The organism is Solwaraspora sp. WMMD406, assembly GCF_029626025.1.
Lineage (GTDB): Bacteria > Actinomycetota > Actinomycetes > Mycobacteriales > Micromonosporaceae > Micromonospora_E.
Genome location: NZ_JARUBF010000001.1, coordinates 2,169,189 through 2,192,915, shown reverse-complemented (window position 1 = coordinate 2,192,915; position 23,727 = coordinate 2,169,189). Strand labels below are relative to the sequence as shown.

Annotated in this window: 24 protein-coding genes; 19 read left to right on the top strand and 5 right to left on the bottom strand. The window is 67.6% G+C overall.

Annotation, left to right across the window (positions count from 1 at the left end):
* Positions 1–13: 13 nt before the first annotated feature.
* Complete coding sequence (locus tag O7632_RS10085) at positions 14–1,030, bottom strand: ABC transporter substrate-binding protein (RefSeq protein WP_278113427.1); 1,017 nt, start codon at positions 1,028–1,030, stop codon at positions 14–16.
* Between the two features lie 298 nt (positions 1,031–1,328).
* On the opposite strand from O7632_RS10085, the gene O7632_RS10080 reads away from it, so the two are divergent.
* The 3 genes from O7632_RS10080 to O7632_RS10070 all read left to right on the top strand — a co-directional run bounded on the left by O7632_RS10080 (position 1,329) and on the right by O7632_RS10070 (position 5,900).
* A complete protein-coding gene (locus O7632_RS10080; protein ID WP_278113425.1) occupies positions 1,329–1,568 on the top strand; it encodes a winged helix-turn-helix domain-containing protein in 240 nt (79 codons plus the stop codon).
* Between the two features lie 214 nt (positions 1,569–1,782).
* On the top strand, positions 1,783–2,172 hold the full coding sequence (locus tag O7632_RS10075) for a hypothetical protein (RefSeq protein WP_278113423.1): 390 nt from the start codon (positions 1,783–1,785) through the stop codon (positions 2,170–2,172).
* A 2-nt stretch (positions 2,173–2,174) separates the two neighbouring features.
* Entirely contained in the window at positions 2,175–5,900 is a 3,726-nt protein-coding gene (locus O7632_RS10070) for an AAA family ATPase (protein ID WP_278113421.1), read from the top strand.
* Positions 5,901–6,163: 263 nt separating this feature from the next.
* On the opposite strand, the gene O7632_RS10065 is transcribed toward O7632_RS10070, so the two are convergent.
* Both O7632_RS10065 and O7632_RS10060 read right to left on the bottom strand, forming a co-directional pair.
* Positions 6,164–6,376, bottom strand: a complete 213-nt coding sequence (locus O7632_RS10065; RefSeq protein ID WP_278113420.1) for a DUF397 domain-containing protein — start codon at positions 6,374–6,376, stop codon at positions 6,164–6,166.
* Complete coding sequence (locus O7632_RS10060) at positions 6,366–7,262, bottom strand: helix-turn-helix transcriptional regulator (protein WP_278113418.1); 897 nt, start codon at positions 7,260–7,262, stop codon at positions 6,366–6,368. Before O7632_RS10060 ends, O7632_RS10065 begins: the two co-directional genes overlap by 11 nt.
* Positions 7,263–7,820: 558 nt before the next feature.
* On the opposite strand from O7632_RS10060, the gene O7632_RS10055 reads away from it, so the two are divergent.
* The 16 genes from O7632_RS10055 to O7632_RS09980 all read left to right on the top strand — a co-directional run bounded on the left by O7632_RS10055 (position 7,821) and on the right by O7632_RS09980 (position 19,193).
* The gene (locus O7632_RS10055) at positions 7,821–8,147 is read left to right on the top strand and encodes a hypothetical protein (RefSeq protein WP_278113416.1); all 327 of its coding nucleotides are present in this window, start codon (positions 7,821–7,823) and stop codon (positions 8,145–8,147) included.
* 31 nt (positions 8,148–8,178) lie between these two features.
* Positions 8,179–8,544, top strand: coding sequence for a hypothetical protein (locus tag O7632_RS10050; RefSeq protein ID WP_278113413.1), 366 nt, complete (start codon positions 8,179–8,181; stop codon positions 8,542–8,544).
* Between the two features lie 4 nt (positions 8,545–8,548).
* A complete protein-coding gene (folE, locus tag O7632_RS10045; protein ID WP_278113411.1) occupies positions 8,549–9,133 on the top strand; it encodes a GTP cyclohydrolase I in 585 nt (194 codons plus the stop codon).
* Between the two features lie 210 nt (positions 9,134–9,343).
* Entirely contained in the window at positions 9,344–10,054 is a 711-nt protein-coding gene (gene queC / locus O7632_RS10040) for a 7-cyano-7-deazaguanine synthase QueC (protein WP_278113410.1), read from the top strand.
* The gene (locus O7632_RS10035; RefSeq protein WP_278113408.1) at positions 10,055–10,438 is read left to right on the top strand and encodes a 6-carboxytetrahydropterin synthase; all 384 of its coding nucleotides are present in this window, start codon (positions 10,055–10,057) and stop codon (positions 10,436–10,438) included.
* Complete coding sequence (locus tag O7632_RS10030; RefSeq protein WP_278113406.1) at positions 10,435–11,136, top strand: 7-carboxy-7-deazaguanine synthase QueE; 702 nt, start codon at positions 10,435–10,437, stop codon at positions 11,134–11,136. The genes O7632_RS10035 and O7632_RS10030 overlap by 4 nt, the downstream gene beginning before the upstream one ends.
* Before the next feature lie 166 nt (positions 11,137–11,302).
* On the top strand, positions 11,303–12,091 hold the full coding sequence (locus tag O7632_RS10025; protein ID WP_278113404.1) for a reverse transcriptase domain-containing protein: 789 nt from the start codon (positions 11,303–11,305) through the stop codon (positions 12,089–12,091).
* Positions 12,092–12,101: 10 nt separating this feature from the next.
* Positions 12,102–12,722 carry an SUMF1/EgtB/PvdO family nonheme iron enzyme gene (locus tag O7632_RS10020; protein WP_278113402.1) on the top strand — a complete coding sequence of 207 codons (621 nt, stop codon included), beginning with the start codon at positions 12,102–12,104 and terminating at the stop codon, positions 12,720–12,722.
* Positions 12,719–13,183 (top strand): DUF6884 domain-containing protein, encoded by a 465-nt coding sequence (locus O7632_RS10015; protein ID WP_278113400.1) that lies wholly within the window; start codon positions 12,719–12,721, stop codon positions 13,181–13,183. Before O7632_RS10020 ends, O7632_RS10015 begins: the two co-directional genes overlap by 4 nt.
* Positions 13,184–13,185: 2 nt before the next feature.
* Positions 13,186–14,217, top strand: a complete 1,032-nt coding sequence (locus tag O7632_RS10010; protein ID WP_278113398.1) for a glycosyltransferase family 2 protein — start codon at positions 13,186–13,188, stop codon at positions 14,215–14,217.
* Positions 14,214–15,149, top strand: a complete 936-nt coding sequence (locus O7632_RS10005) for a radical SAM protein (protein ID WP_278113395.1) — start codon at positions 14,214–14,216, stop codon at positions 15,147–15,149. The genes O7632_RS10010 and O7632_RS10005 overlap by 4 nt, the downstream gene beginning before the upstream one ends.
* Positions 15,146–15,715 carry a phosphoribosyltransferase gene (locus tag O7632_RS10000; protein ID WP_278113393.1) on the top strand — a complete coding sequence of 190 codons (570 nt, stop codon included), beginning with the start codon at positions 15,146–15,148 and terminating at the stop codon, positions 15,713–15,715. Before O7632_RS10005 ends, O7632_RS10000 begins: the two co-directional genes overlap by 4 nt.
* The gene (locus O7632_RS09995; RefSeq protein ID WP_278113391.1) at positions 15,712–16,812 is read left to right on the top strand and encodes a glycosyltransferase family 4 protein; all 1,101 of its coding nucleotides are present in this window, start codon (positions 15,712–15,714) and stop codon (positions 16,810–16,812) included. The genes O7632_RS10000 and O7632_RS09995 overlap by 4 nt, the downstream gene beginning before the upstream one ends.
* A complete protein-coding gene (locus tag O7632_RS09990; protein ID WP_278113389.1) occupies positions 16,812–17,711 on the top strand; it encodes a 5'-3' exonuclease H3TH domain-containing protein in 900 nt (299 codons plus the stop codon). The genes O7632_RS09995 and O7632_RS09990 overlap by 1 nt, the downstream gene beginning before the upstream one ends.
* On the top strand, positions 17,705–18,340 hold the full coding sequence (locus tag O7632_RS09985) for a PIG-L family deacetylase (protein ID WP_278113387.1): 636 nt from the start codon (positions 17,705–17,707) through the stop codon (positions 18,338–18,340). The genes O7632_RS09990 and O7632_RS09985 overlap by 7 nt, the downstream gene beginning before the upstream one ends.
* Before the next feature lie 475 nt (positions 18,341–18,815).
* On the top strand, positions 18,816–19,193 hold the full coding sequence (locus O7632_RS09980) for a hypothetical protein (protein WP_278113385.1): 378 nt from the start codon (positions 18,816–18,818) through the stop codon (positions 19,191–19,193).
* Between the two features lie 181 nt (positions 19,194–19,374).
* On the opposite strand, the gene O7632_RS09975 is transcribed toward O7632_RS09980, so the two are convergent.
* Complete coding sequence (locus tag O7632_RS09975; protein ID WP_278113383.1) at positions 19,375–20,661, bottom strand: ATP-binding protein; 1,287 nt, start codon at positions 20,659–20,661, stop codon at positions 19,375–19,377.
* 228 nt (positions 20,662–20,889) lie between these two features.
* The gene (locus tag O7632_RS09970) at positions 20,890–23,598 is read right to left on the bottom strand and encodes a hypothetical protein (protein ID WP_278113381.1); all 2,709 of its coding nucleotides are present in this window, start codon (positions 23,596–23,598) and stop codon (positions 20,890–20,892) included.
* Positions 23,599–23,727 lie beyond the last annotated feature (129 nt).

The following is a 23,727-nucleotide window of genomic DNA, read 5'->3' as shown; positions in this document are numbered from 1 at the left end:
GACGTGGGTCGGGTCATTCGACGAGGTCGGGGGCGATGATGTCGGGCGGCGTCAGCCCTGCGGGTATGGCGCCGGCACCGTGCAGGATCGCGATGTTGCGGGCCACTCTGGCCATGTCGAAGTGACCGAGCCGTCCTTCGACCGGGGTGACGTAGCCGCGTAGCGCGGTCAGTTCGGCGGCGGCGAGGGCTGACTGTTGGCCCTGCGTTTCCGGCTGCGCCGCGTACGCCGTGCCGGCAGCGTCGGGTTGTTCCATGCAGAACTCGAGCCCGCGTAGCAGTGCCCGGTTGAACCGGCGTATCACGTCGGCGCGGTCGGTCGCGGTCGCCGTGGACACTGCCATGGCCGATCCGTGTAGGTCACCGATGTAGTCGACGAACGGCAGTACGGTCACGTCCTGCTGGGCGACGGACCGTACCGACTCCACCGCCGGCACGAACTGGCTGATGGCGTCGACCTGGCCGGCGGCGAGCAGCGCCGCGTGCTGGGCTGGCACCGGGTTGCTCACCCACCTCACCGCCGAGGGGTCGAAGCCGGCCAGTTGCGCGTACGTGGGGAAGAGCACGTGGTTGATGCCACCCGGCAGGTACGACAGCCGTCGGCCGGCAAGGTCGCCCGGCGTACGGATCCCCGACGACGCCAACGCCACGAAGCAGGCAAGGTTCCGCTGGTGCAGTACGGATGTCAGCCGGAAGTCGTGAATGCCGCCGGGGGTGCTGGCCTCGATCATCGCGGCGTTGACATCCAAGGTCGCGACGTCGACCTGCCCGGCCGCCAACAGCTTCAGGTTTTCGCCTGATCCTTTGCCAGGCAGCACCTCCACGGCCACGCCCTCGGCGCGGAACCAGCCGTTCGCCCGTGCCACCAGCAGCGGCGCTTCCCGGCCTTGGAATCCGGCGCCCGTCAACACGGTGACCGTCTCCATGTGTGCGCGGTCGGTAGAGGGTTCGCGACCGCAGGCCGGGATCGCTGTCCCGGCCAGGACAGCGGCCCCGCTGACGAGCAGCCGGCGGCGAGTGACTGTACGCACCATCACAACCTCGCTTACTTAGCAATATAAGCTGGGGTGGGTAAAGAGCCTCAGGCCCGGGGGGCCGGCGGGCGCGGGAAGATGGCCTGCCCTCCCCTCCTGAACGACGGGGGACGCCCGGGCATGGGAGGGCAGGCCGCAGTCGAGGCGTTCCACCTCAGCTCCTACGCAAGGAGGCACCTCGACCAGATCGAAAACCTATGTTGCTAAGTAAGCTAAGTCAAGACGTAGCACTTGCCTTGCTTGCCAACACAGGTCAGGCGTGATGCGATGGCTTCACCTACGCGAGGAGCCTGCCGTGCCGACCCCCTCCCAGCCCGCAGAGCCGGTCTTCCGGCGGATCATGCGCGACATCGAGTCCGCCATCGCCACCGGTGACCTCAAGCCAGGCGACAAAATCCCGTCCACAGCAGAACTCGGCGAACAGTACGAGTGCTCGGCACCTACCGTCCGCCAGGCCCTTGCGCGTCTCCAGGAGCGGGGCGTCCTTCAGGGCCACCAAGGCCGAGGCGTCTACGTCAGCAACGCACCGAGCTGACCAGGGACCTGGTATCCATGGTTGCGTAGTCAACTTCCGCAGGTTGCGCCGCGATAGCTGATCGCTCACCTTCGGTTGACTGGTGACACTCGAACGTTCCGGCCGCCAGGCGCTTGCCGATCCAGGCTGGGTGCCCAGCGGAGGTTGCTCGTACCGACTACGATCTGACTCCCGGTATCAGGTCCGACGCTTCTGGTGATCATGAGGTGGTTACGTGTCTGGTCGGCAAGTCGCCTGGGCCGCAGGCATTGCGGTGGTGATCGCCGCCGCGAACAGCGCGGTTATCAACAGGTTGCAGGGCGGCTGGCAGTGGTGGCTCGCGGCAGGGGTGTTGACACTGGTCGGGGCGTTGGTAGCGGGTTGGTTGGCCGGAAAAGCGTCGGAATCACACCGGCGAATCGGTGCTGGTGCGGTGGTCGCTGGTCGGGACCTCGGCGGCCGGGTCCGGACCGATCCGTCCACTACGGCTGGTGATGAGCCGATGCCGCAGTCCGGGGTCGCTCCGGGCGCGGTGGTCGCGGGACGGGACATCACCGGACAAGCGGACATCGACACCACCGGCGGCAGGGCCCGGTCGCCTCGACAGCAGGGACCGGTTCAGTAACGGTGGGACCGAGATGGCAGCTGGCCCCAGGCGCGGTCGCCGCTGGCCGGGACATCACCGGGACGGTGCACACCGGACCGACATACGTGCAGGTCACGGTGGGCCGATTCGACCGGCTGAATGACGCGATCTTTGATCCGGCGCCGTTGTACGAGCAGCTGGATCTCGCCCGATTCCAGGGCCGCTCCGGCCTGATCACCCAGATCGATAAACGGATCGCCGCCACCGACCGTGGGTACGTCGTGGTGCGGGGCGAAGCCGGGGTCGGCAAGAGCGCCCTGGCGGCGCATCTGGTGTGGACGCGGACGTGCGCTCACCACTTCACGCGGCTCGACGGCGGAGCGCGCAACCCAATCGAGGCACGCAAGAGCCTGGCCGCGCAGTTGATCGGCGCATGGGATCTGGCGGACAGGTTCGCCCCGGGAGACGTGTTCCCTGCGGCAGCGCAGCGGCCAGACTGGCTGGCCAAGGTTATCCGGGCGGCGGTGGCGGCCCGTGATGAGCGGTTCGTGCCGGCCGAGCGCCGGCCGTTGGTGCTGGTCGTCGACGGATTGGACGAGGCCGAGGCGGATCCGGCTGGCATGGGTACCGGGATTCCACTCGGCCTGCCAGCACCGGACGCCTTGCCCGCAGGGGCGTACATCGTGGCGACCAGCCGGTACGGCCTCCCTCTGGTCGCACTGCGGGATCCGCTGCGGGTCGGCTGGTCGCAGATCGAGGTGGAGGGTGCCGACAACCTGGCAGATATGGCTGCCTACCTGCACGCCGCGACCACCGGTCCGACCCCGGATCCGGCGCTGACTAAGGTGCTAGCCGAGCGCCGGGTCCCTGCGACGACGTTCGTCGCGACGTTGCTCGACCGCTGCCGCGGAGTGTGGATCTATCTGCGGTACGTGCTCGACGAGGTCCGGGCTGGCCTGCGTCCGCCGAACGATGTGGCATGCCTGCCGGATGGGCTGCGCGGCTACTACGAACTGCAGATCCAGGAGCGGTGGGCCAAACATCCCGATTGGCGCTCGCTGCACCTGCCCGCGCTGGCGGTACTCGCCGCGCTCGGCCGCCCGATCGACCGCAACGGCCTCGCCACCGTGCTGAGCAGGCCGGACGCCAGCAATGAGCTGGCGGCGTGGCTGGACGGGCCAGCGCGCGCGTTCCTCGACGTGACCACCGGGCCGGACCGCCACCGCCAATACCAGGTACGCCACCAGAGCCTGCGCGACTTGTTCACCGCCGCCCCGGACGGCGGAGGCGACGAACCGATCGACGGCGGGCTGGCCGACGAGTTGCACACCGCTTGGCAGACGGCGCACCGAACGATCACTACATGGCTGGTCCCACCCGCCAGCCCGGTCACCGGCCGACGTGACTGGTCCGGCATCGACGACTACATCCGCCAGCGACTGCCCGGACACGCTGCCATCGCCAGAATGCTCGACGAGTTGATGGCCGATCCCGGATTCCTGCTGTCCTGTCCGCCTGGCCAGATCCTGGCGCATCGACACACCCTCGACACCCGCGACGCTGTCACTGCAGCTGCGGCCATGGAGAGCGCCGCTACAAGCGAGTGGAACGGCTGGTCCTACGAGAAGCGGGCGTGGTGGCTGCACGTCTGGGCTCGCAAGACCAGATCAACTCGCTTGGCAGACGCCCTCACCGTCGACCACTCTGCACGGCCCTGGCATGTGCAGACCGCCATATGGTCGGGGACCACTCATCGTATCCTCGCGCGTCGTACGCACGAAGTGATGTCAGTAGCGGTGTTGCCGGGCCTGGATGGCCGGCACTTCATCGTCTCTGGCGGTCGGGACGATGGGACGGTGCGGGTCTGGGATCCTGATACCGGCGACCTGCTGGCCGAACTGACCGCCCACGTCGGCTCGGTGGGATCGTTGGCGGTGTTGCCGGGCCTGGATGGCCGGCACTTCATCGTCTCTGGCGGTCGGGACGATGGGAGGGTGCATGTCTGGGATCCTGATACTGGCGACCTGCTGGCCGAGCTGACCGCCCACGTCAATGGAGTGATGTCAGTAGCGGTGTTGCCGGGCCTGGATGGGCGGCACCGCATCGTCACCGGCGGTCGGGACGATGGGACGGTGCGGGTCTGGAATCCTGATACTGGCGACCTGCTGGCCGAGCTGACCGCCCACGTCGGCTCGGTGGGATCGTTGGCGGTGTTGCCGGGCCTCGATGGCCGGCACTTCATCGTCTCTGGCGGTCGGGACGATGGGACGGTGCGGGTCTGGGATCCTGATACCGGCGACCTGCTGGCCGAACTGACCGCCCACGTCAATGGAGTGATGTCGATAGCGGTGTTGCCAGGCCCAGGCGGCCGGCATCGCATCATCGCGAGCGGCGGCGGCTTGGGTGATGCGGTGCGGGTCTGGGATCCTGATACCGGCGACCTGCTGGCCGAGCTGACTGGCCACGTCGGCTCGGTGGTGTCGTTGGCGGTGTTGCCGGGCCTGGGTGGCCGGCACCGCATTATCGCCGGCGGCGGCGATATGATGGTCTATGGAACGGTGTTTATCTGGGACCCTGACACCGACGACCATCCGACCGAATCAGCGAGTGTCGGTAGGGTCAACGCGCTGGCGGTGCTACCCGGCCCGGATAGCCGACACCGCATTGTCGCCGGCGGCGGTTACCCGGGTGATGGGACGGTGCGGGTCTGGGATCCTGATACCGGCGATCAGCAGGCCGAGCTGACTGGCCACATCGCCGCGGTGGTGTCGTTGGCGGTGTTGCCAGGCAGGGATGGCCGGCACCGTATCGTCTCGGCTGGCGACATCCTCGATGGGACGGCGCATATCTGGGACCCTGACACCGGCGACCATCTGGCCGAACTCACGTTTCAGGCCAGCGAGGTGTCGTTGGCGGTGTTACCTGGCCTGGATAGCCGACACCGCATCGTCACCGGCAGTTGGATGCACGAGTCGGTGCATGTCTGGGATCCTGATACTGGCGACCTGCTGGCCGAGCTGACCGCCCACGTCAATGGAGTGATGTCAGTAGCGGTGTTGCCGGGCCTGGATGGGCGGCACCGCATCGTCACCGGCGGTCGGGACGATGGGACGGTGCGGGTCTGGAATCCTGATACCGGCGACCTGCTGGCCGAACTGACCGCCCACGTCGGCTCGGTGGGATCGTTGGCGGTGTTGCCGGGCCTCGATGGCCGGCACTTCATCGTCTCTGGCGGTCGGGACGATGGGACGGTGCGGGTCTGGGATCCTGATACTGGCGACCTGCTGGCCGAGCTGACCGCCCACGTCGGCTCGGTGGGATCGTTGGCGGTGTTGCCGGGCCTGGATGGCCGGCACCGCATCGTCACCGGCGGCGGCTTGAACGATGGGACGGTGCGGGTCTGGGACCCTGATACCGGCGATCAGCTAGCCGAATTGACCAGTGTCGGTAGGATCAACGCGCTGGCGGCGCTACCTGGTCCGGACGGCCGACACTGCATCATCGCCGCCGGCGGCGGCTTGAACGATGGGGTGGTGCAGGTCTGGGACTCTGACACCGGTTGCCAACTGGCCGAATTCACGGGCCAGACCAGTGAGGTGGTGTCGTTGGCGGTGTTACCTGGCCTGGATAGCCGACACCGCATTGTCGCCGGTGGCGACGACGGTTCCGTGGTGGTTTATTGCCAGGGACCGAAGAGCCGTGCGCCAGCCCGCAGCCCCAACAGCGACACTCCGGATTGTCGCGAGATTGGAGCAGCTTCACGGTGATCTCGATGGTGACCCGTGGCCAGACTCTCGCCCAAGGCGTCATTCGAGGCGATCAACGGCCGACTTGCCGGAGACGGTCGGTGGCTCTCCGCCGGCGACTTGTGGAAGTTCAACAAACACTGAAACGGCAGATCACTGCCATGTAGTAGCAGTAGCCGGCACGGTGGCGTGCCGGCTACTGGGCGTCGGTGCGGCGAGCCGTCGTCAGCCGTTGTCAAGAAGCGCCTACCGGAAACGGCAGGGTGGCTGCGGCGTACTGGCTGTTAGGCGGTGAAGCGTTCGCGGCTCGCTTCGCGTACGAAGGACTGCCAGTCCTCGGGGTTGATGTTCAGGACGGGGCCCGCAGGGTCCTTACTGTCGCGGACGAGGACTCGCCCGGTCGTCGGGAGGAGGTTGGTGGCCACCTCCACGCAGTCGTTGCCGTTGCCGCTGCGGCTGGACTTACGCCACTGGGCACCGGTCTGGTCAGGCTTCACGGAGTGCCTCCAATGCAGAAGTGATCATGCTTCTCGACTCGTCCTCGTTGAGTGAGCGGCGGTCGATGTCTTCCCAGACGAGCTGGTAGGTGCCGGACTCACCGGGCTTGTTCAGGTAGAGCGCCCCAGTCAATGTGTCGACGTAGGCGAGTGGCGGTTCGAGCGGCTCACCGCTCTGCGGGTCCGCCGGGAAGGTCAGCAGCGCGAACGGGGTGGACGCTGCCATGCCGCCGTGGACTCCGGCGGTGAACGGCAGCACCCGGATGCTGATGTTGCCGCGCCGAGTCAGGTCGAGCAGGTGCTCGAACTGCTCGATCATCACCTCGCGCCCGCCCACGAGCCGGTGCAGTACGGCCTCGTTGAGGACGACGCTGAGGTGTGGTGCGCGAGGGCGGGTCAGTAGCGATTGCCGCTCCATCCGAACCTCGACTCGTCGCCGTTTCTCGTCGTCATCGATGTAGTCGGTCGGCACTCCGTGGACTTCCTCGGCGTACCGCCGGGTCTGGAGCAGACCCGGGATCAGCTCGACCTCGTACTTCCGGATCGTCTCGGCGGAGTCCTCCAGCGAGACGTAGAGCGCGAAGAAGGCCGGCAGCTCGGTCTCGGTGCGGTCGTGCCACCAGGACTTCCGCCGCCCGTTGCGGGTCTCGGCGGTGAGCGCGAGGAGGATCCTCCCGTCCTCAGGCTCCGCGCCGTAGAGCTCCAGCATGGCCTTGACGTCGATGTCCCGGAAGCGTACGGCCTCGTGCCCGTCCTCCATCCGAGCGATCGTCGCGCGGCCCTTCTGGAGTGCGTCTGCCGCCTGCTCCTGGGTCAGGCCGGCACGCCGTCGCAGCGCTTCGAGTCGCCGGCCGACGTACCGACGCAACAGTGCAGAACCCACCATATCCGACACCTGTCGACCACCTCCCGCTCGTCTTGGGCGTGTGTCTTGCCCAAATGATACAACCGATCTGCCATTACAAACATTGGCCCCGCCTAAATGGGCTGGACAATTACCGATGATCTCACGTGGGGTCGATTAATGGAAAGCCGATCACCCTGAGGTGTTGATTTTTGGACACACTCAAAGTGTAATGAGGTGGTCGCAAGTTCTCTGCCGACCGTTCTGATGTTGGCGTGCTATCGACTGGAGCAAGAGCGTGATTCTCGTGCTGGTAGCCGCGATATGCCTGTTCGCCGGCATCATCGTAGGGTTCTGCTTCGGCAAGGAAGTCAGCGGCTGGTGCGTGGAGTGCGGGGATCGGGTGCGCCCACCCGACCTGCACCGTGCTGGCGGCCAGACCCGTACCCGAAGACCTTAGTCCTGATCAAGCGGACGCGTGACCGACCGACGCGCGCGGCCGACGACGGGCTCGCGGAGCTTCGGGACCCCTGCACCTCGCCACCCAGGCCGGGACCCGGCCCAACAGCTGTTACATAGCAACTCAAGGACGGAGGCGTGATGCCACCACCCACCCCTGCCATCGACCCGCACCAGCGCCGCCCCGACGACATCGCCGACGCGGCCACCTATCGACCGTCCGACCGCGTGTGGGTATGGCCCCCGTACACAGGCCAGTGGTTGCCCGGCGTCGTGGAAGCCGGGTCGGACGTCGCGGTGCTGGTGACCTGCCAGCGTCCCGGCGGCGGGACCAGCGTCGACTCGCTCCTCCCGCACAACGTCATGGCCCGTATCGAGCCCGACGCCAACCTCGACGGCACCTCGTCCCTTCCGATCCGGCTGCGCGACATCCGACCCGTCGTCGCCCGAGCCACCGCCTCAGCCTGACCAGCCGACTCTCGACGTGAAAGGGCTACGTGTGGACAACGAGCTCCCAGCACCGTCCGACATCCTCGACCATCCGAACTGGTGTGATCTCAGTGAGTGCACCGCTGGCGGCCCCAGCGAGTTCCACCCCGAGTCGTCGCCGCCCGCGCACTGGGGCCACCGGCATCCCTGCAACCCGGAGCCGGGGCGGTACCCGACCGAGGTGGCGGTCCAGCTCGTCCGGTTCGTCGACGATCCGCCGAAGACTGACTTCATCCGGGTGGAGCTGGGCAACTTCGAGGAGCGGCGCTCGCACTACGTGCGCCTCGCGCAGGGCGAGGCGATGCGCGACGTACTGAACGTGCTCCTCGCGCAGGCGCAGGCGGGTCGTGACGTGATCCGCGAGTCGGGGGCGTGAGCCCATGCCCTCCGGCTCTGTCGACGTGAAGGCTGCGGAACGTGCAGCCGAGCAGTTCCTGACGGAGCTGGGTGTCACCTTGGACACGGACTCCAGGTCGCGCAGCGCGGCGCGGATGGTGGCCGCCTACCGGGAGCTGCTGGCCAGCCCGCAGTTCGCACCGACGACCTTCGCGAACGACGCAGGGCACCGGGATCTGGTCCTGGCACGCGCGGTGCCGTTCGTGTCGTTGTGCGAGCACCACTTCTTGCCGTTCACGGGGGTCGCGCACGTTGGCTACCTCCCCGACGGCCGCATTCTCGGCCTGTCGAAGATCGCTCGACTGGTGGAGATGTTCGCCCGACGTCCGCAGGTCCAGGAAAGCCTCACCCAACAGATCGTGGGCTGGCTGTTCGACGAGCTGAGCGCATGCGGCGCCGGGGCTGTCGTCGTCGCGGAGCACACCTGCATGACCCGCAGAGGCATCAGAGCACACGGTGCGACAACCGTCAGCGTGGGATGGCGCGGCACCCTCGCTGACGATCCGTCCACGAGGGCAGAGTTCCTGACCCTTGCCGGAGTCTCGCTGCTTGCGGGCGGCCCGCTGTGACCGACGGTCCCGCTCGGAAACCGAGACGCGATACCGAATCGCCGCAGCTGATCAGCGCGATCGGTTGGTACGGGACGACATCGCGGCAGGTATCGAGGCGGTCACGCCGTCTATCGGATCCTGCTGCCGTTGTAACGGGTTCCGCACCTACGAGAGTTCACGACCGTACGGCAAACCTCACGCACGTTTCAGGTGACGCCAGGAGGGGCGATGGGACACGGACCTAGCAAGGCGAACGCGGGATCGCCCAGGAAAGTGGTACTGGTGCTGTCCGGCGGGTTGGACAGCACCGTGCTCGCCCATCGCCTGCGGGCCGAGGGTTGCGACCTGACGATGCTGTCGTTCAACTATGGGCAGTCGCATCGCCGGGAGCTGGAGTTCGCATACCGGAGCGCCGCAAGCCTCGGCGGTGCCCACCGGGTCATTCAGCTCGGCGCGATCACGGAGCTGCTCGCCGGGTCGTCGCTGACCGACCCGGCGGTGGCGACGCCCGACGGGCACTACTCCGACTCCTCGATGAGGGCGACGGTCGTGCCGAACCGCAACGCGATCCTGCTCGACGTGGCGGTGGCACACGCGGTTGCCGTCGGAGCCAGCGCTGTGGCGTTCGGCGCTCACGCTGGCGACCATCCGATCTACCCGGACTGCCGGCCAAGCTTCGTCGCCGCCTACGAGCAGATGGTACGGGTGGCGAACGAGGGATTCATTGATCCGGACTTCGCGGTTCTCGCCCCGTTCATCGACGCAAGCAAATCGAAGATCGTTGCCGAAGGTGCCCGGCTGGGTGTGCCGTTCGAGGACACCTGGTCGTGCTACCGGGGCGGCGCACGGCATTGCGGCAGGTGCGGGACCTGCGTCGAGCGCCGCGAGGCCTTCTTCGTCGCCGACGTGGCGGACCCGACCGAGTACGAGGTGCCGTAGGTGTTCACGATCAGGAAGTCGTTCCGCTTTGAGGCGGCGCATCGGATCTCCGGTCTCCCCGTCGATCACAAGTGCGGGCGGCTGCACGGGCACAGCTACACCGTCGAGGTCGTTGTCAGCAGCCCCGACCTCGTGCCGCCGGGGTTCGTGGTGGACTTCGCCGACCTGGCGCCGCTCGGTGAGTACCTGGCCGCGACGTTCGACCATCGGGACCTGACGGAGGTGCTCGACGTCGCGCCGACGAGCGAGAACCTGGCGTGGTTCCTCTACGAGTGGTGTCAGGAGAACCTGTCCCTGCCCGTGACGGTCCAGCTGAGGGCCGTCCGCGTCGGTGAGACCGCGTCGACATATGCGGAGTACGCCCCGGCGGATGGTCGGTCATGAGCGCGTCGGCCGGCGGGCTGCTGGTGTCAGAGATGTTCGCGACGGTGCAGGGCGAAGGGCCGAGCTGCGGCCAGCAGGCGTTGTTCGTCCGGCTGTCGCGGTGCAACCTGTCCTGCCCGTTGTGCGACACCCCGTACACCTGGGATTGGAGCCGGTTCGACCCGGCGCGTGAAGCGACCCGGCGTTCGACGGACGAGGTGCTGCGGTGGGTGCTGGACCAGCCGGCCCGGCTGGTGGTGGTCACCGGCGGTGAGCCGCTGCTTCAGCAGGCCGAGCTGGTGCCGCTGCTCGCCGAGCTGGCTGCTGCCGGCCGGCGGGTGGAGGTGGAGACCAACGGCACGGTGGTGCCCGATCCGGCGGTGGCGAATCTGGTCGACTGGAACGTCTCGCCGAAGCTGGCGAGCTTCAGCGCCCCGCGTGACCAGCTGCGCCGGACAGTCGGCGAGGCGTTGGAAGCGTTCGCGCGCACCGGCCGGGCGCGGTTCAAGTTCGTCGCGTCCGGCCCGGCGGACCTTGACGAGATCGCCGGCCTGCAGCAGCGGTTCGGACTGGACCCGGTCTGGGTGATGCCGGAAGGCACCGCAGCGGATCAGGTGCTGACCGGGTTGCGGGGCCTGGCCGACGAGGTGGTGCGGCGGGGATGGAACCTGACGTCGCGGCTGCACGTGTTGGCGTGGGGTGACGTCCGTGGCCGGTGACTCGACCTACCACGACGGCGAAGGGCCTGGACGGGGCCGTCGTTCCCGGCCCCATCGGCCGCGCGTGTCGGGTAGCGGCTCGGGGGACGCTGTGGGGGGCGGGATCGTTCCTGCCGTCCAGGCTGGATCGAGCGTACCGGATTCGGCCCTCGCGGCGCACTCCCTGATGTCGTACCTCGTCGATCCGGTCCATCTGGTCGCGGCGGCCCGCGCCTGCATGCGGCGGGCGTCGGCACCCGGTGTCGACGGGATGACCTGGGCGGCGTACCGGGTGGGTCTACGGGACCGGCTCGCGGAGCTCGCGGAGCGTCTCCGTGGCGGCTCCTGGCAGCCGGCTCCGCTGCGGCCGGTGTGGATCCCGAGCTACACCGGCAAGACCTTCCCGGCCGCGATCCCGACAGTGGAGGACCGGATCGTGCACCGGGCGATGCGCGACGCCCTCACTCCGATCATGGAGGCGAGGGTGCTCGCCGACTGGGTGTCGGGCTACCGCGCCGGCCGTAACCGGATCACCTCGGTACGGCAGGCCGACCAGCACCAGCGTGCGGGAAGGCGCTGGGTCGCGGACGTCGACGTTGCCGGCGCGTCACAGGGCGGCACCGTCGACGAGCTGGTCGGCTGGCTCGCCGTACACGTGAAAGACGGTGCGTTCCTGGCACGGTTCCGCCGCGCCCTGGATGCCCTGCCCACCCCGATGATGCCCGGCAGCGGCCTGTGGCCGGTCGTGTTCCACCTGCGTCTGGCGCAGGCAGACGCGCAGCTCGACGGGCTGTCAGTGGTGCGCTTCGCGGACAACTACACCGCGCTCGCACCTGACCGCCAAGGTGCGGCCATCGCGTACGAGCGGATCACCTGCGCGCTCGCGGCGGTAGGGCTCGCCCCGAACGCGCGCAAGAGCCGAATCCGGCCACCGCACCTGGCGCATCCCGAAGACCTGTTCCTGATCGACGGATAACGGGAGAGACATGCACAGCACCGATACGACACGTTCCGCCAACGCGGACGCTGGGGCTGGGCGGGCGTCACCGCTGCGGTGGCTACCCGTTCCCGGCGGCAGCGGCCGGTTCGGGGACGCAGCCCGGGAACGTACGGTGATCGACCTCCTCGTGGCGGCCACACCGTTGACGTACCGGCACCTGAACCGCCCCGACGAGACGCCGGACCCGGACCTGCCGGTCGTCGAGGTCGACCACGCCCAGGCCGTCCGGCTCGCCACCCTGGTGGGCGGACGGCTGCCCACATCGACGGAGTGGGAATGGATCGCCGGCGGCCGGCAACGACGGACCTGGCCGTGGGGCGACCACTCCTGGCGGCCGGACCTCGCCCGACTCCGCGGCACGGAGGTCGAACACACCCGGTGCGGACCGGCCGGCGCCCACCCGGCCGGTGCGACCCCGGAAGGCCTGCTCGACCTGGCCGGCAACTGCTGGGAGTGGACGTCCACAGCAACCATGGGACGCGGGTACGTGATCAGAGGCGGCTCCTACGCCTCGCCCCCGTTGTACGCCCGCTGCACCTTCCTCAACGCTGTGCACGCCGAGTGCCGCAGTGCGGGAATCGGCGTACGCCCGGTGAGGCCAGCATGAATTACAAACTCGCGCTGCCGGTCAGCGACGGACTTGTCCTCGTCGGCTGCTCGAAAGAGAAGTCAGCAACGCGCCGCGCGCTGGCCGCGTTCGACCTCTACGGCGGCGGCTGTATCCCACCGATGCGCGATCGGCTCGGCTATCGGCCACACCGCGACCGGGTCCGCTTCCTCAGCGCCGAACACGGACTCGTGCACGCCAACACCCCCTTGCACACCTACGACCGGCCGCTCGATCCGCACCGCGCCGTCGAGCTGCGGCCCCAGGTGTCGGCGGCACTGACCGCCGAGTTCGCCGCCACCGGCGTACCGGACGAGATCCTCGTCGTCGCCGAACCGCTGTACCTGGTCCTACTCGCCGACCTGCTCGCCCACCCGACACGTCCCCGCATCCACTGGATTCCCGACCACGCGTCCGGGTGGCCCGACGCCACCCGTGTCCTCGACACCTGGGGATGGTGACCATGCCGGCCCTGGCCCAGATGCTGACAGCCAGCGACAACGACCACGCCGCAGTGACCGCCGCGTTCACCGCCCGTACCGGCCTGGGCTGGCACGACCCGACACCAGCGGCGATGGCGGCGGGGACCGTCCTGTCGGTGGTGATCCCCGCACACAACAACGCCTACAGCCTGCCCGTCGTGCTCGACGCACTAGCGAAGCAGGACACCTCCGGAACGGTCCAGGTCATCGTGATCGACGACGCCTCCACCGACGACACCCCGGCCATCATCCGACTGCACCCCGCCGTCGACACCGCCTACCGGCTGCCCGCACAGGTAGGTGCCGCCGCCGCCCGTAACCTCGGCACCCACCTCGCCGACGCCGACACCGTCGTCTACCTCGACGCCGACATGGTGTTGACCGCCCACGCCCTCGCCGACATCGCCGTACGAGCCCACCCCAACCTCGTTCAGGTCGGATTTCGGCACAACATCGGCTACCAGCCCGGCCGCTACCTGCGAGCCGAGGTCCCCGCCGGGGAACCGGACCTGCACGCTGACCACCGCGTCCGCTGGACCCCACCGGTCGGCAAACCCATGTTCTACACCGGCGACGTCTATCACCAGCCGATGGACCTGCGCCCGCTCGACGACACCCACGACTTCGTCGATCTCGGCCACGGCGCCCGCTACTTCGACTGGGACCTGCCGAGGATGGTCGTCACCGCCCTGGTCGCCGCGCCCCGCGCAGCCGTCGCCCACGTCGGCGGGTTCGACCCCGGATGGACCGCCGCCGGCTGGGGAGCCGAGGACACTCACCTCGGCGCGACGCTGATCGCCGCCGGCTGCAAGATCACACCCCTGCGTCAGCTCCGCGCCTGGCACATCGACGCGCCCGACGCCGCAATCCAGTGGCGCGCGAAGCTGGCCAGCACGCCAGCGCGCATCGCCTACTACCGGCATCTTCTCGGCGAGCCCGCCCCCGCCCAGCGGGAAGCCGACCTCGCCTCGCGGGCGCAGGCCCTGCTCGCGCACGCGGAGGTACTGCGGTGACCTCTCGTGTTTATGGCGTCGACGGGCACCTCGCCCACGACCCGGCGACCGGACTGACCCACCACGCCCCACACCCGCTACCCGCCGGCAGATGGAGCGGAGACTCGGCTGAGGTCAACCGCTGGCCGGTCGTCGCTCCCGACCAGCACGCCCGGTCCCAACCGGTCAGTATCTGCTGGTCGCCGATCGTCCGCTGCAACCTGCACTGCTCGCACTGTCTCGACGACACCAGCGTCCGCGAGCTCGGACCCGCCGACCGCCGCCGTATCGCCCAGATCCTCGCCAGCAGCGACATCCTCGGCGTGGACATCAGCGGCGGCGAGCCGCTGCTCCTCAAGGACCTACCTGACCTGGTCCGCACCGTCACCGCAGGCGGACGCGCCGCAGTGTCGATCACCACCAACGGCACCCACCTGCAGCGCCGCGTCCCGCACCTCGCTGGCGTCGTCGATGCCATCCGGGTCTCCCTCGACGGAGCGACCGAGGCCACCCACGACCGGCTACGCGGCATCGGCAGCTTCACCCACGCCGTCGCCGGGATCCGCGCCGCCGTTCAGGCCGGCGTCTCCGTCCAGATCCAGACCGTGCTGATGGCTGCCAACCAGCCGGAGACCCAACGGATGGTCGACCTTGCCGATGACCTCGGGGTCAACGGCCTGACCCTGCTCCAGATGCTGCCCATCGGCGCTGGCCTGTACCAACAGAACCAGATGCTCACCGACGTCGCCGCGCTCGACCTCATGGGCCGCCTGCACATCCCGGACACCCTGCGCGTACGGCTGCGCACCCGCGAACTCGCGGGCGGATTCACCGTCGTCCGCGCCGACGGACGCATCTGGCGCAACGACCAGCGCGGTCTGACCATCGCCGGCCTGGAGCCGCTGAACACGCCCGCTGACCTCACCCTCACCGCGAAGGACGGATCCGCATGACCAGCCGCACCGCCCGGCGGACCTTCACCCACCGCCGCGTCCTACGGCTCACCGCCGACGCCTACGAGCAGGCAGTCAACCTCCTCGCCCGCGAGGTGACCAACCGGATCGGAACCATCGAAGCCGTGATCGGCATCGCTAACGGCGGCGTACCCCTGTCCCACAGCCTCGCCGCCTGCCTCGACGCCCGGGTCCTGCGAGTCGACGCCCGACACAACCCCACCGACACGATCTACACCCAGGCCACCGGCCACGTCACCCTCGACCTGCGGCCACTCACCACCGTGCTGGGCGACACCCGCCTGCGCGGCAACGTCCTGCTCGTCGACGACATCTGCGGCACCGGCGCGACCATCGACACGCTCTACCCGAGACTGCTCCCATACCTCTGGGCGGGATCGGTCGTCCACACCGCCGTCCTGTGCCTCAACACCGGGGCCGACTACAACCCCCACCTGTGGATCTGGGACACCGACGACTGGGTGCACTTCCCCTGGGAAGCGCCCCTCCCTACCGCCACGCCCGTCGAAGACCTCGCCGTCCCCGACACCGCGCAACACCGATGACCACCGTCGCCTTCATCCTCGCCTCCTGGCGACCGGACGCCCCCGCCGGAATGGAACGCGCCGTAGCCGGCACCGTCACCGGCCTTACCGCCAGCGGCCACCGTGCCGTCATCATCACCGCCGACCGCACCGCGCCACCCAGCTACGCCGCCGCACCCGTCGTCACCCTCGACAGCCTGCACATTCCGCACCCCTGCGACGACGACAGCCTGCGCGACGCCATCACCGCCGCCGAAACGGCGATCCGCGCCGAGCTGGCCAGCGCGTTCGCCGCGCACCAGGTCGAGATCGCCGTGTACGTCGACAGCCTCTGGGGACTCGGCCGGGTCATGCCCACCACCGACACCCCCCGCCGAGTCCTCGGCATGCACGTCGTCGGCCACCACACCGACCTAGCCACCGCCCTGCCCCGAGCCCACACCGTCATCGCCCCATCCGACACCGGCCTGCGCCGCGCCGCCGCTCACGGCTACGACAGCTCCCGCTGGCGAGTCGTCCCGAACCCCCTGCTCACCAATCAGCCGCCAGCATCGGAATCCCTCCGCCGTCTACTACGCCGGGAAGGTCCGATCCGCGTCGTCGCGCGCCTGGGCCCGGAGAAGGGCGTCACGCAGCTGCTCGCTCTTGCGAGCGATCGCCCGTCCGGATACACCGTCGAGATCGCCCTGGCCGCGGCCGGGTTCGAGAACTCCACCGGGGGCCAATCTCAGCTACTTGGTGAAGCGCGGCGTCTCGCCGCCGGAGCCGGAGTGCAGCTCCGGGCAGGTCTGCGATGGGCACAGGTGCCCGCCTGGCTCGCCACCGCCAGCGTCTGCATCGTCCCTTCCCTGGCCGAGACGTTCGGCCTGGTCGCCCTCGAAGCAATGTCCGTCGGCACCCCCGTCATCGCCCTCGACGTCGACCACCTCCCGACGCTCATCGGCGACGGCGGCGTCATCGTCGAGCAGGCCAGCGGCCACGCCGGGCTGTGGCGCGCCGCCGACCAGCTCCTGCACGACCCGGTACGCTACGAACGCATCTCCAGGGTCGGCTACTACCGCGCGCGGGACTATCGACCCGCCCACATCGCTGGCCAACTCCTGAAGGTGGTGAGCTGATGGGCGGTCGCCCCATGCAGCCAACGCTCCCGATCCCCGCCGACGCCGCAACTGCTGTGCCGCCGCTGCTGCTCGTCGACGGACACAACCTCCTGTGGGGAGCCACCTTCGGTTTCCCCGCGCCGATCTACTCCCGCGACAAGACTCGCCTGCTCACCGGACTGTTCGCCTTCTTCGCCCTCCTACGGGTCGCGATCCGCAACGAGATCCCCGGCGGCAACCCCGAAGTCATCGTCGTCTGGGACGGCGAACACGGCTCGCAGGCACGCCAGCAGGAACACGACGGGTACAAGGCAAGCCGGCCCACCGACGACGACGCCCTCCTACCGCTGCGGTTCCTGCCCGACGTCAAGCGGGGCCTCGACAGCTGCGGCATCGGCTGGATCGAACTCGAACACGCCGAAGCCGACGACGTCATCGCCACCCTCGTCCACACCACCCCCACACCGCGACCCGTGATCGTCATGTCCCGCGACCGGGACTACTACCAACTCGTCACCGACCGCGTACACGTCCTCAACACCCGCTTCCGCGCCGGCCACCGGCTCGTCACCCCCGACGAGGTGTACGCCCGCCACCAGGTCACCCCCGACCAGTGGAGCGACTTCCGAGCCCTGGCAGGCGACCCCGCCGACGAGATACCTGGCGTCCACGGCATCGGTGCCAAGACAGCCGCACGACTCCTCGACGGCGGGCTTCATCTGGAAGACCTCCCCACCTCCGGCCGGCTCGCCACCGGCCGCGGCCGAACCGTCGCCGAGCAGTACGACCTCGCCCTCAAATGGCGCGACCTCATCCGGCTCACCACCACCCTCGACCTGCCCCACCACCCGACCGGCACCCCCAGCCCCGCACTCCCCCGACCAGCCGACATCGTTGAGGAACTCCGACTGTGGTAGCCACCCCCTCCGGCGGAATCCTCACCGTCATGGCCCACCCCGACGACGCCGAACTCTGGGCCGGCGGAACCCTCGCCGTACACGCCGCCACCGGCGTACCCGTCACCATCGCGGTGCCCGGCCTCAATCCAACACGACGTCGGGAAGCCGTCGCCGGTGCCCGAATCCTCGGCGCGACACCGCAGCTACTGGACGCCATCACCGTCGACACGGTGCGGGAACTTCTCGTCGGCGTTCAGCCCGAGGTCGTCATCACCCACAACCCCGACGACATCCACCCAGACCACCAACACGCTGCGCAGACGCTGCTCACCGCGCTACCCGACGTCGTCATCAGCACCGGCAGACCCCACGCCGTCTACACCTGCGACAGCTACCACAACCTCGACCGCCACGGACACGCACTCCACCTGCCCACCATCATCGACATCACCTCGGCCTGGCAGACCAAGACCACCGCGCTCGCAGTACACCAGTCCCAGCCCATCACCGAACACTTCGGCCCCATGGCCGAGACCCTGGCCCGCCTCCACGGCGGACGCGCCGGCGTCCGATACGGCGAAGCCTTCGCCCCCGTACCCGTCCTCGGCAGGCTCCCCACCACCCCACTCGCCCTAGCAGCGCATTAGGTGGAGTATGCATGAATTGCCGCTATTCTCACTGGGTGAATATTTGCCAAACGGACAATATTAATATTTCGTATAAATATGGCCATCTCGATTAATGCGTCGCACATTTTGTGCGACGAAAGTTGCAAAACGCAACTAAACTGCGTGGAAATTCCACGTACTGCGGGGTAGCGCTTGCCCGAACATATCCGCGTAAGGTTCCGATAAAAAGATGTGCGTAACCACTCGATCGCCCGCCTCGTTGCCGATGGGGAAACCCCCTGAGTCAATGGAGACGAGTGATGACACCCCCGACCAAGTACCCGAAGTATCCCAACACATACGTGACGTGGGTGCTGTGGGTGCTTTATCGCCACGGCTTCACATTCGAAGTCAAGGCCAAGTACTGCAACGTGATCTGTCCCTGCAAGGAGCATTCCCGAGCGGCACACTACTGGCCAAGCAAGCCCAGAGACTACGGCGACGAGTTGCTGGCGTGGGCACGGAAGCTTCGCTGTTGGCCAGAGAAGAGGGGCGGGATGTTGTCATGCGGGTCCGTATCACCTTGCGGGTTGCGGAACCCGGCCGACCCGAGGTGCGACTGCCAGCAGCCCGGCTCCGAGAAGAAGCCAACCGCATCATGGACGCCCTGCTTGACGCCGAACAAGATGGTGCGATCGCGAACCTCGCTACCGAGACGGACGCGACCGAGAACTCGATCACGGTCGAAGCAATTGTCCCATCCGACGACAAGGATGAGGCAAAGCGGGCGCTCGCAGCACTCCTTGCAGCCTTCGCCTCTACGCATGCCGGCCGATCAGCCAGTAGCGCGTTAACATACGAAACGATCGACTCCCGAGTAGAAGATTTATAGTAGCGCGCGAACGAGAGGCTCACAGTCCACAGGCTGTCCCGTACTACTCGGCGAGACCCAGCGGTCCGAGCGACTCGTCCGCCTGCCCTGCAGCACTCAACTTGGCGCCCCCGGTCGGCAAGGCAAGGATGGTCCAAAGGTTCAAGAACTGCACCGTTTCAAGAGTGGGTATGTGTGGATTTCAAGCCAGAGGGAGTACCGCGTGACGGCTAATGCCAAACTGGTGCAGAATGTCAGATGCAATTGTGCGGGCCGCGTCTAGCAAGTCTGAGCTGTCGCCTTCGATTGGTATTTCGCCGTAGAATGGGTGGAAACGACGCACGTCCCGGGCTCCTGCCGGCCTTTCTAGGTGCGAGGAGACAATTCCGCTTGCTCGTAAATTGTCCACAGGGGTCACTAACGCGGACGGATCCGCTTTCCACAGGTCTATCCGAAAGTCCATGGGTGCCTGCCCGCCCATCTGTCTTCCGTACACGCTCAGCAGGGCCACGAGGTCGACAGCGAAATTCTCGACGAAGGGTGCATAGATCTGGCATGGCGTCTCCGGCTGGTCGGGTGCCCAACCTCCACTATCGACCGCATACGCCAGCGACCCGTCTCGATGCAGCTCCACGAGCAGGTATGCGGCGCGTGGCTCTGGGCCGTAGTCAGCCAGTGGGCTGATGATCCATCGCCTTAGCCCCGTCCTCGGATTGAGCGCCGCGTCGGCGAGCGACCGGATGAGCAGTTCTCGGCCGAACCTGTCTTGCGGCACGAGCTGGTTGGCGTACCGCAACACCGCCTCCAGCAGTTCTCGTACCTGCCCGCGTGCGAGCGGCTTGACCAGGGGCGGTAGAGGCGTGCTGGGCCGCGCGACCCCGATGAGCCAGGCCTTGCCGCTGCCTTCCAAGTGGTCGGCGATGTCCTTGGTCATGGCCGACAATCGTTCCGTCTGGTCGTGCTGCCGGTCGAAGCGCTGACGGTAGGCGTGCTCGATGTTCCGCTCCCGCATCCACTCGTTCTTGGACCCATCCCGGTAGGGCACGCGAAAGCACTCCCGTTGACCGATCATGTGAGGTGCGTCAGGGCTGCGTGGCACCGACAGCACCAGCACAGACTTGCCGTCACCGGTCAGCGGCACCATCTCCACACCCGCCACGATCGGATCGATGCGGTTGTTAGCGATCTGCCGCAGCCGCCGCTGGGCAGCATCGGATGCGTCGACCCCTACGATCTCCTTCGCTCGGCTAGTGCCATGCTCCTCGGCCACGCCGTAGACGATGATCCCGCCTCCCGTGTTGGCCATGGCGGCAACGTCCGTGGCGAACTTGTCCAGTTCACCGGGTTCCTTGCCCGGGAGGGTCCGCTTCCAGTCCAAGCTGTCGGTCTCTACGACGCCCTGGTCCCGGGCAGCCTGAATGATCTCGTAGCTGAGGTCGCACGGAGGCTCCCCGAGCTGCTGATGGATGGAACTCCAGCGGATAGGCACGTAGGCACGGTACCGGGGTGCGTCCACCTCCAGATGCCGGCGTTCCAGCTCCGTCGCATAGGCAGGTACGAGGGAGGATCGGTCAGTGAATCCCCGCGCGGATCACGTGCGCTGAGATCTCGTGCGTCAGGCCATCCCGCGCCGTGCTAGACAGGAGGGCATCATCGAGACAACCGGTGCAACGGAGCATCCGTCCACGCTGGCCGACCTGCTGAGCGCTCACCGCCGTTACTCGTCACTCGCGGATTTGGCGTACGGCAGGTAACGCTTGTCGACGCTAAGGCCGCGCAGCAGTGCTCCGACGAGTTGCTCGGTGAGGACGTTGGGTGTTCTGAGTAGGTCTGGGGTACTTGCTGTCGCGGTCCTCTGGTAGGTGTCTGCGTCGTACGGTTGCACCATGTCAGCGTCGCCGCTTTGCACGTACTCATAGGCGATCGCCGTCTTGATCCCGGTGAGGCGTAGGCCGATTACCCAGGGGCCGTCGTACCCGGCGTAGCGGTTCGCGAGGTCGCCGGCCACACACAGCGCGCCGTGCACGAGTCCGAGGACCAGACTGGGAAAGATCACCCGGTGTGCGGGGGGTTCGGCGGTGGAGCCAAGAGGGCGCCATTGGGATTGCGCCACGGCGGTTGCGCGACCGCAGAGCACGCCAACAGCCCCGTTCTCGTGAAGTTTAAGGACCAGCAGGGAGTCCTCCCGGACCGATCCGTCCTCGCGAATGCCGTTTTCCTTGACCATGCCGCTGCTACGGCGTCGCCACGTGCCGCTGTCAAGGTCAGGCGCAAAGGGCTGTCCTCCACGCACGGCGACCGCCTGACGGATCATGGCGTCCAGGTCTCCGCTCGCGGACATCGTGCTGACGCCAGCGAGAGCGTCAGCTGCAGCGTCCACCGGGTGAGCAACGAGGCAGAGGCGGCCGTTCGAGCGTGCGGAAATGTCCGGCACCGGGTCGTCGTCGGCCAACTCGTCGAGCAACCGCACGATATCCACCCGGGTGGGCTCAGTGACCCGCGCGCGGGAGTCGTCTGCGTCTCCGCGGTGAGACGCACTAGAGATCTCGGCTGTTCGGACCATCTCCGTGATGCGTTGCGTGCTCGTGTCTGTCTTTGTCACGAGGCGTTCCAGCAAGGCGAACATGACCTGCGCGGAGGCGCGGGCGGCGAACTTCTTGTACCGGTCGTCCTTTCTGGCGTCTGCATGGTCCATCACGCCCTTGGCGACAATCCAGGGAAGTCCCCGATCGTGGGCGACGGTCGCGATGGTAGCGGCTTCCATCTCGACGGCGGTGACCTTCCGCATGCCCATCGCCTTCAATCGGCCCCAGACGTCGGGGTCGGCTACGACGGCGCTGCCGCTGGCCATGGGGGCGGCGAGGACGCGAAACGGAAGCCGCTGTGGTCCGTCGGCGTCGTCGTAGAGCCGTCGCTGCACGAGGTCGGATCCGTCGCTGGTCAGAACGGCCTCGCCGGTCGGCTCGCGTCGGATCAGACCTTGCTCCTCGAGCTGTGCCAAGCGCTGTTGCCAGGTGCCGCTCGGGAAGTAGGCGTTGCGTGCAGGGTGGGTGCGTGGTTGCTGCCCACGGTGTAGCTGTTCGAGAAACCAGAGCAAGGCCTCGTCCTCGCTGGCGTCGCCGTAGCCGGCCAATCGGGTGGGGTCGAAGTCCTGCGCGGAGCGTAGCCAGCGGGGCTGCAGCCGGAATTGCCGGTGATCGCCCTCGAACCCGGAGGCCGACTGCTTGCCTTCGTCCCACTCGTATACGGGCTCACCGACCACGACGTCACCCAGCGCAGTGTCTGTGGCGTTACCGGCGCATACGCCACACATGGCTAGGGACGCCGGGCGCAGCCGATCGGCCAGCGACGCAGCGAAAGGCCCTGTAGCGCGACCACCCATCTGCGTCGGCCGGGCCAACGCCACCGTGAACCGAGGCGTCCCATCGACGTGGTACTCGCCCCACAAAAACGGCGGGACACCGTCCAGGTCACGGTTCTCCCACCGGAGCACTCCTGGACCCGCCGGAGCGGTCGCCAGACCAGCGGCCTTGGCCGCATAGAACTCCTCCGGCAAGGCCGCAATCACCAGCACATCGACGCGGTCCATGTCTCCCCCGTAGTAATTCAGTGCGCTGTCGCGGGCGGCGCGTGCAGCCATACCGTGCTGCTCAGTCGCCGACCCATACTCTGCCACCGGCTCAAGGAACGCCGTCGGCGGAGTGCTCGGTACCATGGAGCGCATTGCCGCAGGCGCGGGCTCGTCCGGCACCCAGTGCTTTGGGCGAAGTTTCCAGTAGGTGGCGATGTCAAGGGCGTGCCGGAACCGGCGAACCTCCCGTCCTACTCGCACCTCCCACACGTCGGTGCCCATGCCGCCGAAGCTGGTCCACCCCCACCGTTCTGTGTACAAGATCGCCCCGAGCCGCTTGAGCAACGCGGCGTCTTCGGGCAAGGTCAGCTCCAAGAGCGCCGCGACATCGGCCGCGACCAAACCTGGCTGCAGGTACGGCTGATCAGCTGGCGAATCGTAGTCGCGTTCCAACGCGACAGCGTGGTGTACGACGGTGAGAAACAGATCGAGTTCGCGCTCCGCGCGTCCGGTCGCGCCAGCACCTGCGGCAGTCAGCCCGATCGTCGTAGTCTGAGCGATCGGCATGATGCTGCCGGGATCGACGCCGTGAAGCAGACCTGGTGGCAACTCCGGCAGCAGACAGGCCGCGTCGAGGTCATAGATCCGGTAAAGATGTTGATCAAGTTCTTGGAAAGTCGGCCAGCGTCCGCCGCGTACCAGCAAGTCCCAGACCGCGTTGAGGACGGCTTGGTGGGTAGCGCCGACCTGCTCGGGCAACGTCACGGAGCGATTGTCCGCCAACCCGTCGCGCGCCGATCCACAGGGGCAGGACCCTTCGAGCGCCAGACGCGCGGCCGGATTCAGCGTCTCCATGACAACCTCCATCGATTCAGTCGGTCCAGCGCCACCAACCCTGCGGCAGGTTCAAGGGGCACGGACGAATCCAGACGACATCGGACGAGACAGGATGACAGAGACTGAACTCAGACGGTATGCAATGCT

What these genes read in the sequence shown, in the direction of transcription:
- O7632_RS10055 (WP_278113416.1), top strand. Translation starts at nt 7,821, where the DNA reads ATGCCACCACCCACCCCTGCCATCGACCCGCACCAGCGCCGCCCCGAC.
- O7632_RS10010 (WP_278113398.1), top strand. Translation starts at nt 13,186, where the DNA reads ATGCCGGCCCTGGCCCAGATGCTGACAGCCAGCGACAACGACCACGCC.
- O7632_RS09995 (WP_278113391.1), top strand. Translation starts at nt 15,712, where the DNA reads ATGACCACCGTCGCCTTCATCCTCGCCTCCTGGCGACCGGACGCCCCC.
- O7632_RS10060 (WP_278113418.1), bottom strand. Translation starts at nt 7,262, where the DNA reads ATGGTGGGTTCTGCACTGTTGCGTCGGTACGTCGGCCGGCGACTCGAA.
- folE (WP_278113411.1), top strand. Translation starts at nt 8,549, where the DNA reads ATGCCCTCCGGCTCTGTCGACGTGAAGGCTGCGGAACGTGCAGCCGAG.
- O7632_RS10000 (WP_278113393.1), top strand. Translation starts at nt 15,146, where the DNA reads ATGACCAGCCGCACCGCCCGGCGGACCTTCACCCACCGCCGCGTCCTA.
- O7632_RS09990 (WP_278113389.1), top strand. Translation starts at nt 16,812, where the DNA reads ATGGGCGGTCGCCCCATGCAGCCAACGCTCCCGATCCCCGCCGACGCC.
- O7632_RS10020 (WP_278113402.1), top strand. Translation starts at nt 12,102, where the DNA reads ATGCACAGCACCGATACGACACGTTCCGCCAACGCGGACGCTGGGGCT.
- O7632_RS09970 (WP_278113381.1), bottom strand. Translation starts at nt 23,598, where the DNA reads ATGGAGACGCTGAATCCGGCCGCGCGTCTGGCGCTCGAAGGGTCCTGC.
- O7632_RS10025 (WP_278113404.1), top strand. Translation starts at nt 11,303, where the DNA reads ATGTCGTACCTCGTCGATCCGGTCCATCTGGTCGCGGCGGCCCGCGCC.
- queC (WP_278113410.1), top strand. Translation starts at nt 9,344, where the DNA reads ATGGGACACGGACCTAGCAAGGCGAACGCGGGATCGCCCAGGAAAGTG.
- O7632_RS10015 (WP_278113400.1), top strand. Translation starts at nt 12,719, where the DNA reads ATGAATTACAAACTCGCGCTGCCGGTCAGCGACGGACTTGTCCTCGTC.
- O7632_RS10030 (WP_278113406.1), top strand. Translation starts at nt 10,435, where the DNA reads ATGAGCGCGTCGGCCGGCGGGCTGCTGGTGTCAGAGATGTTCGCGACG.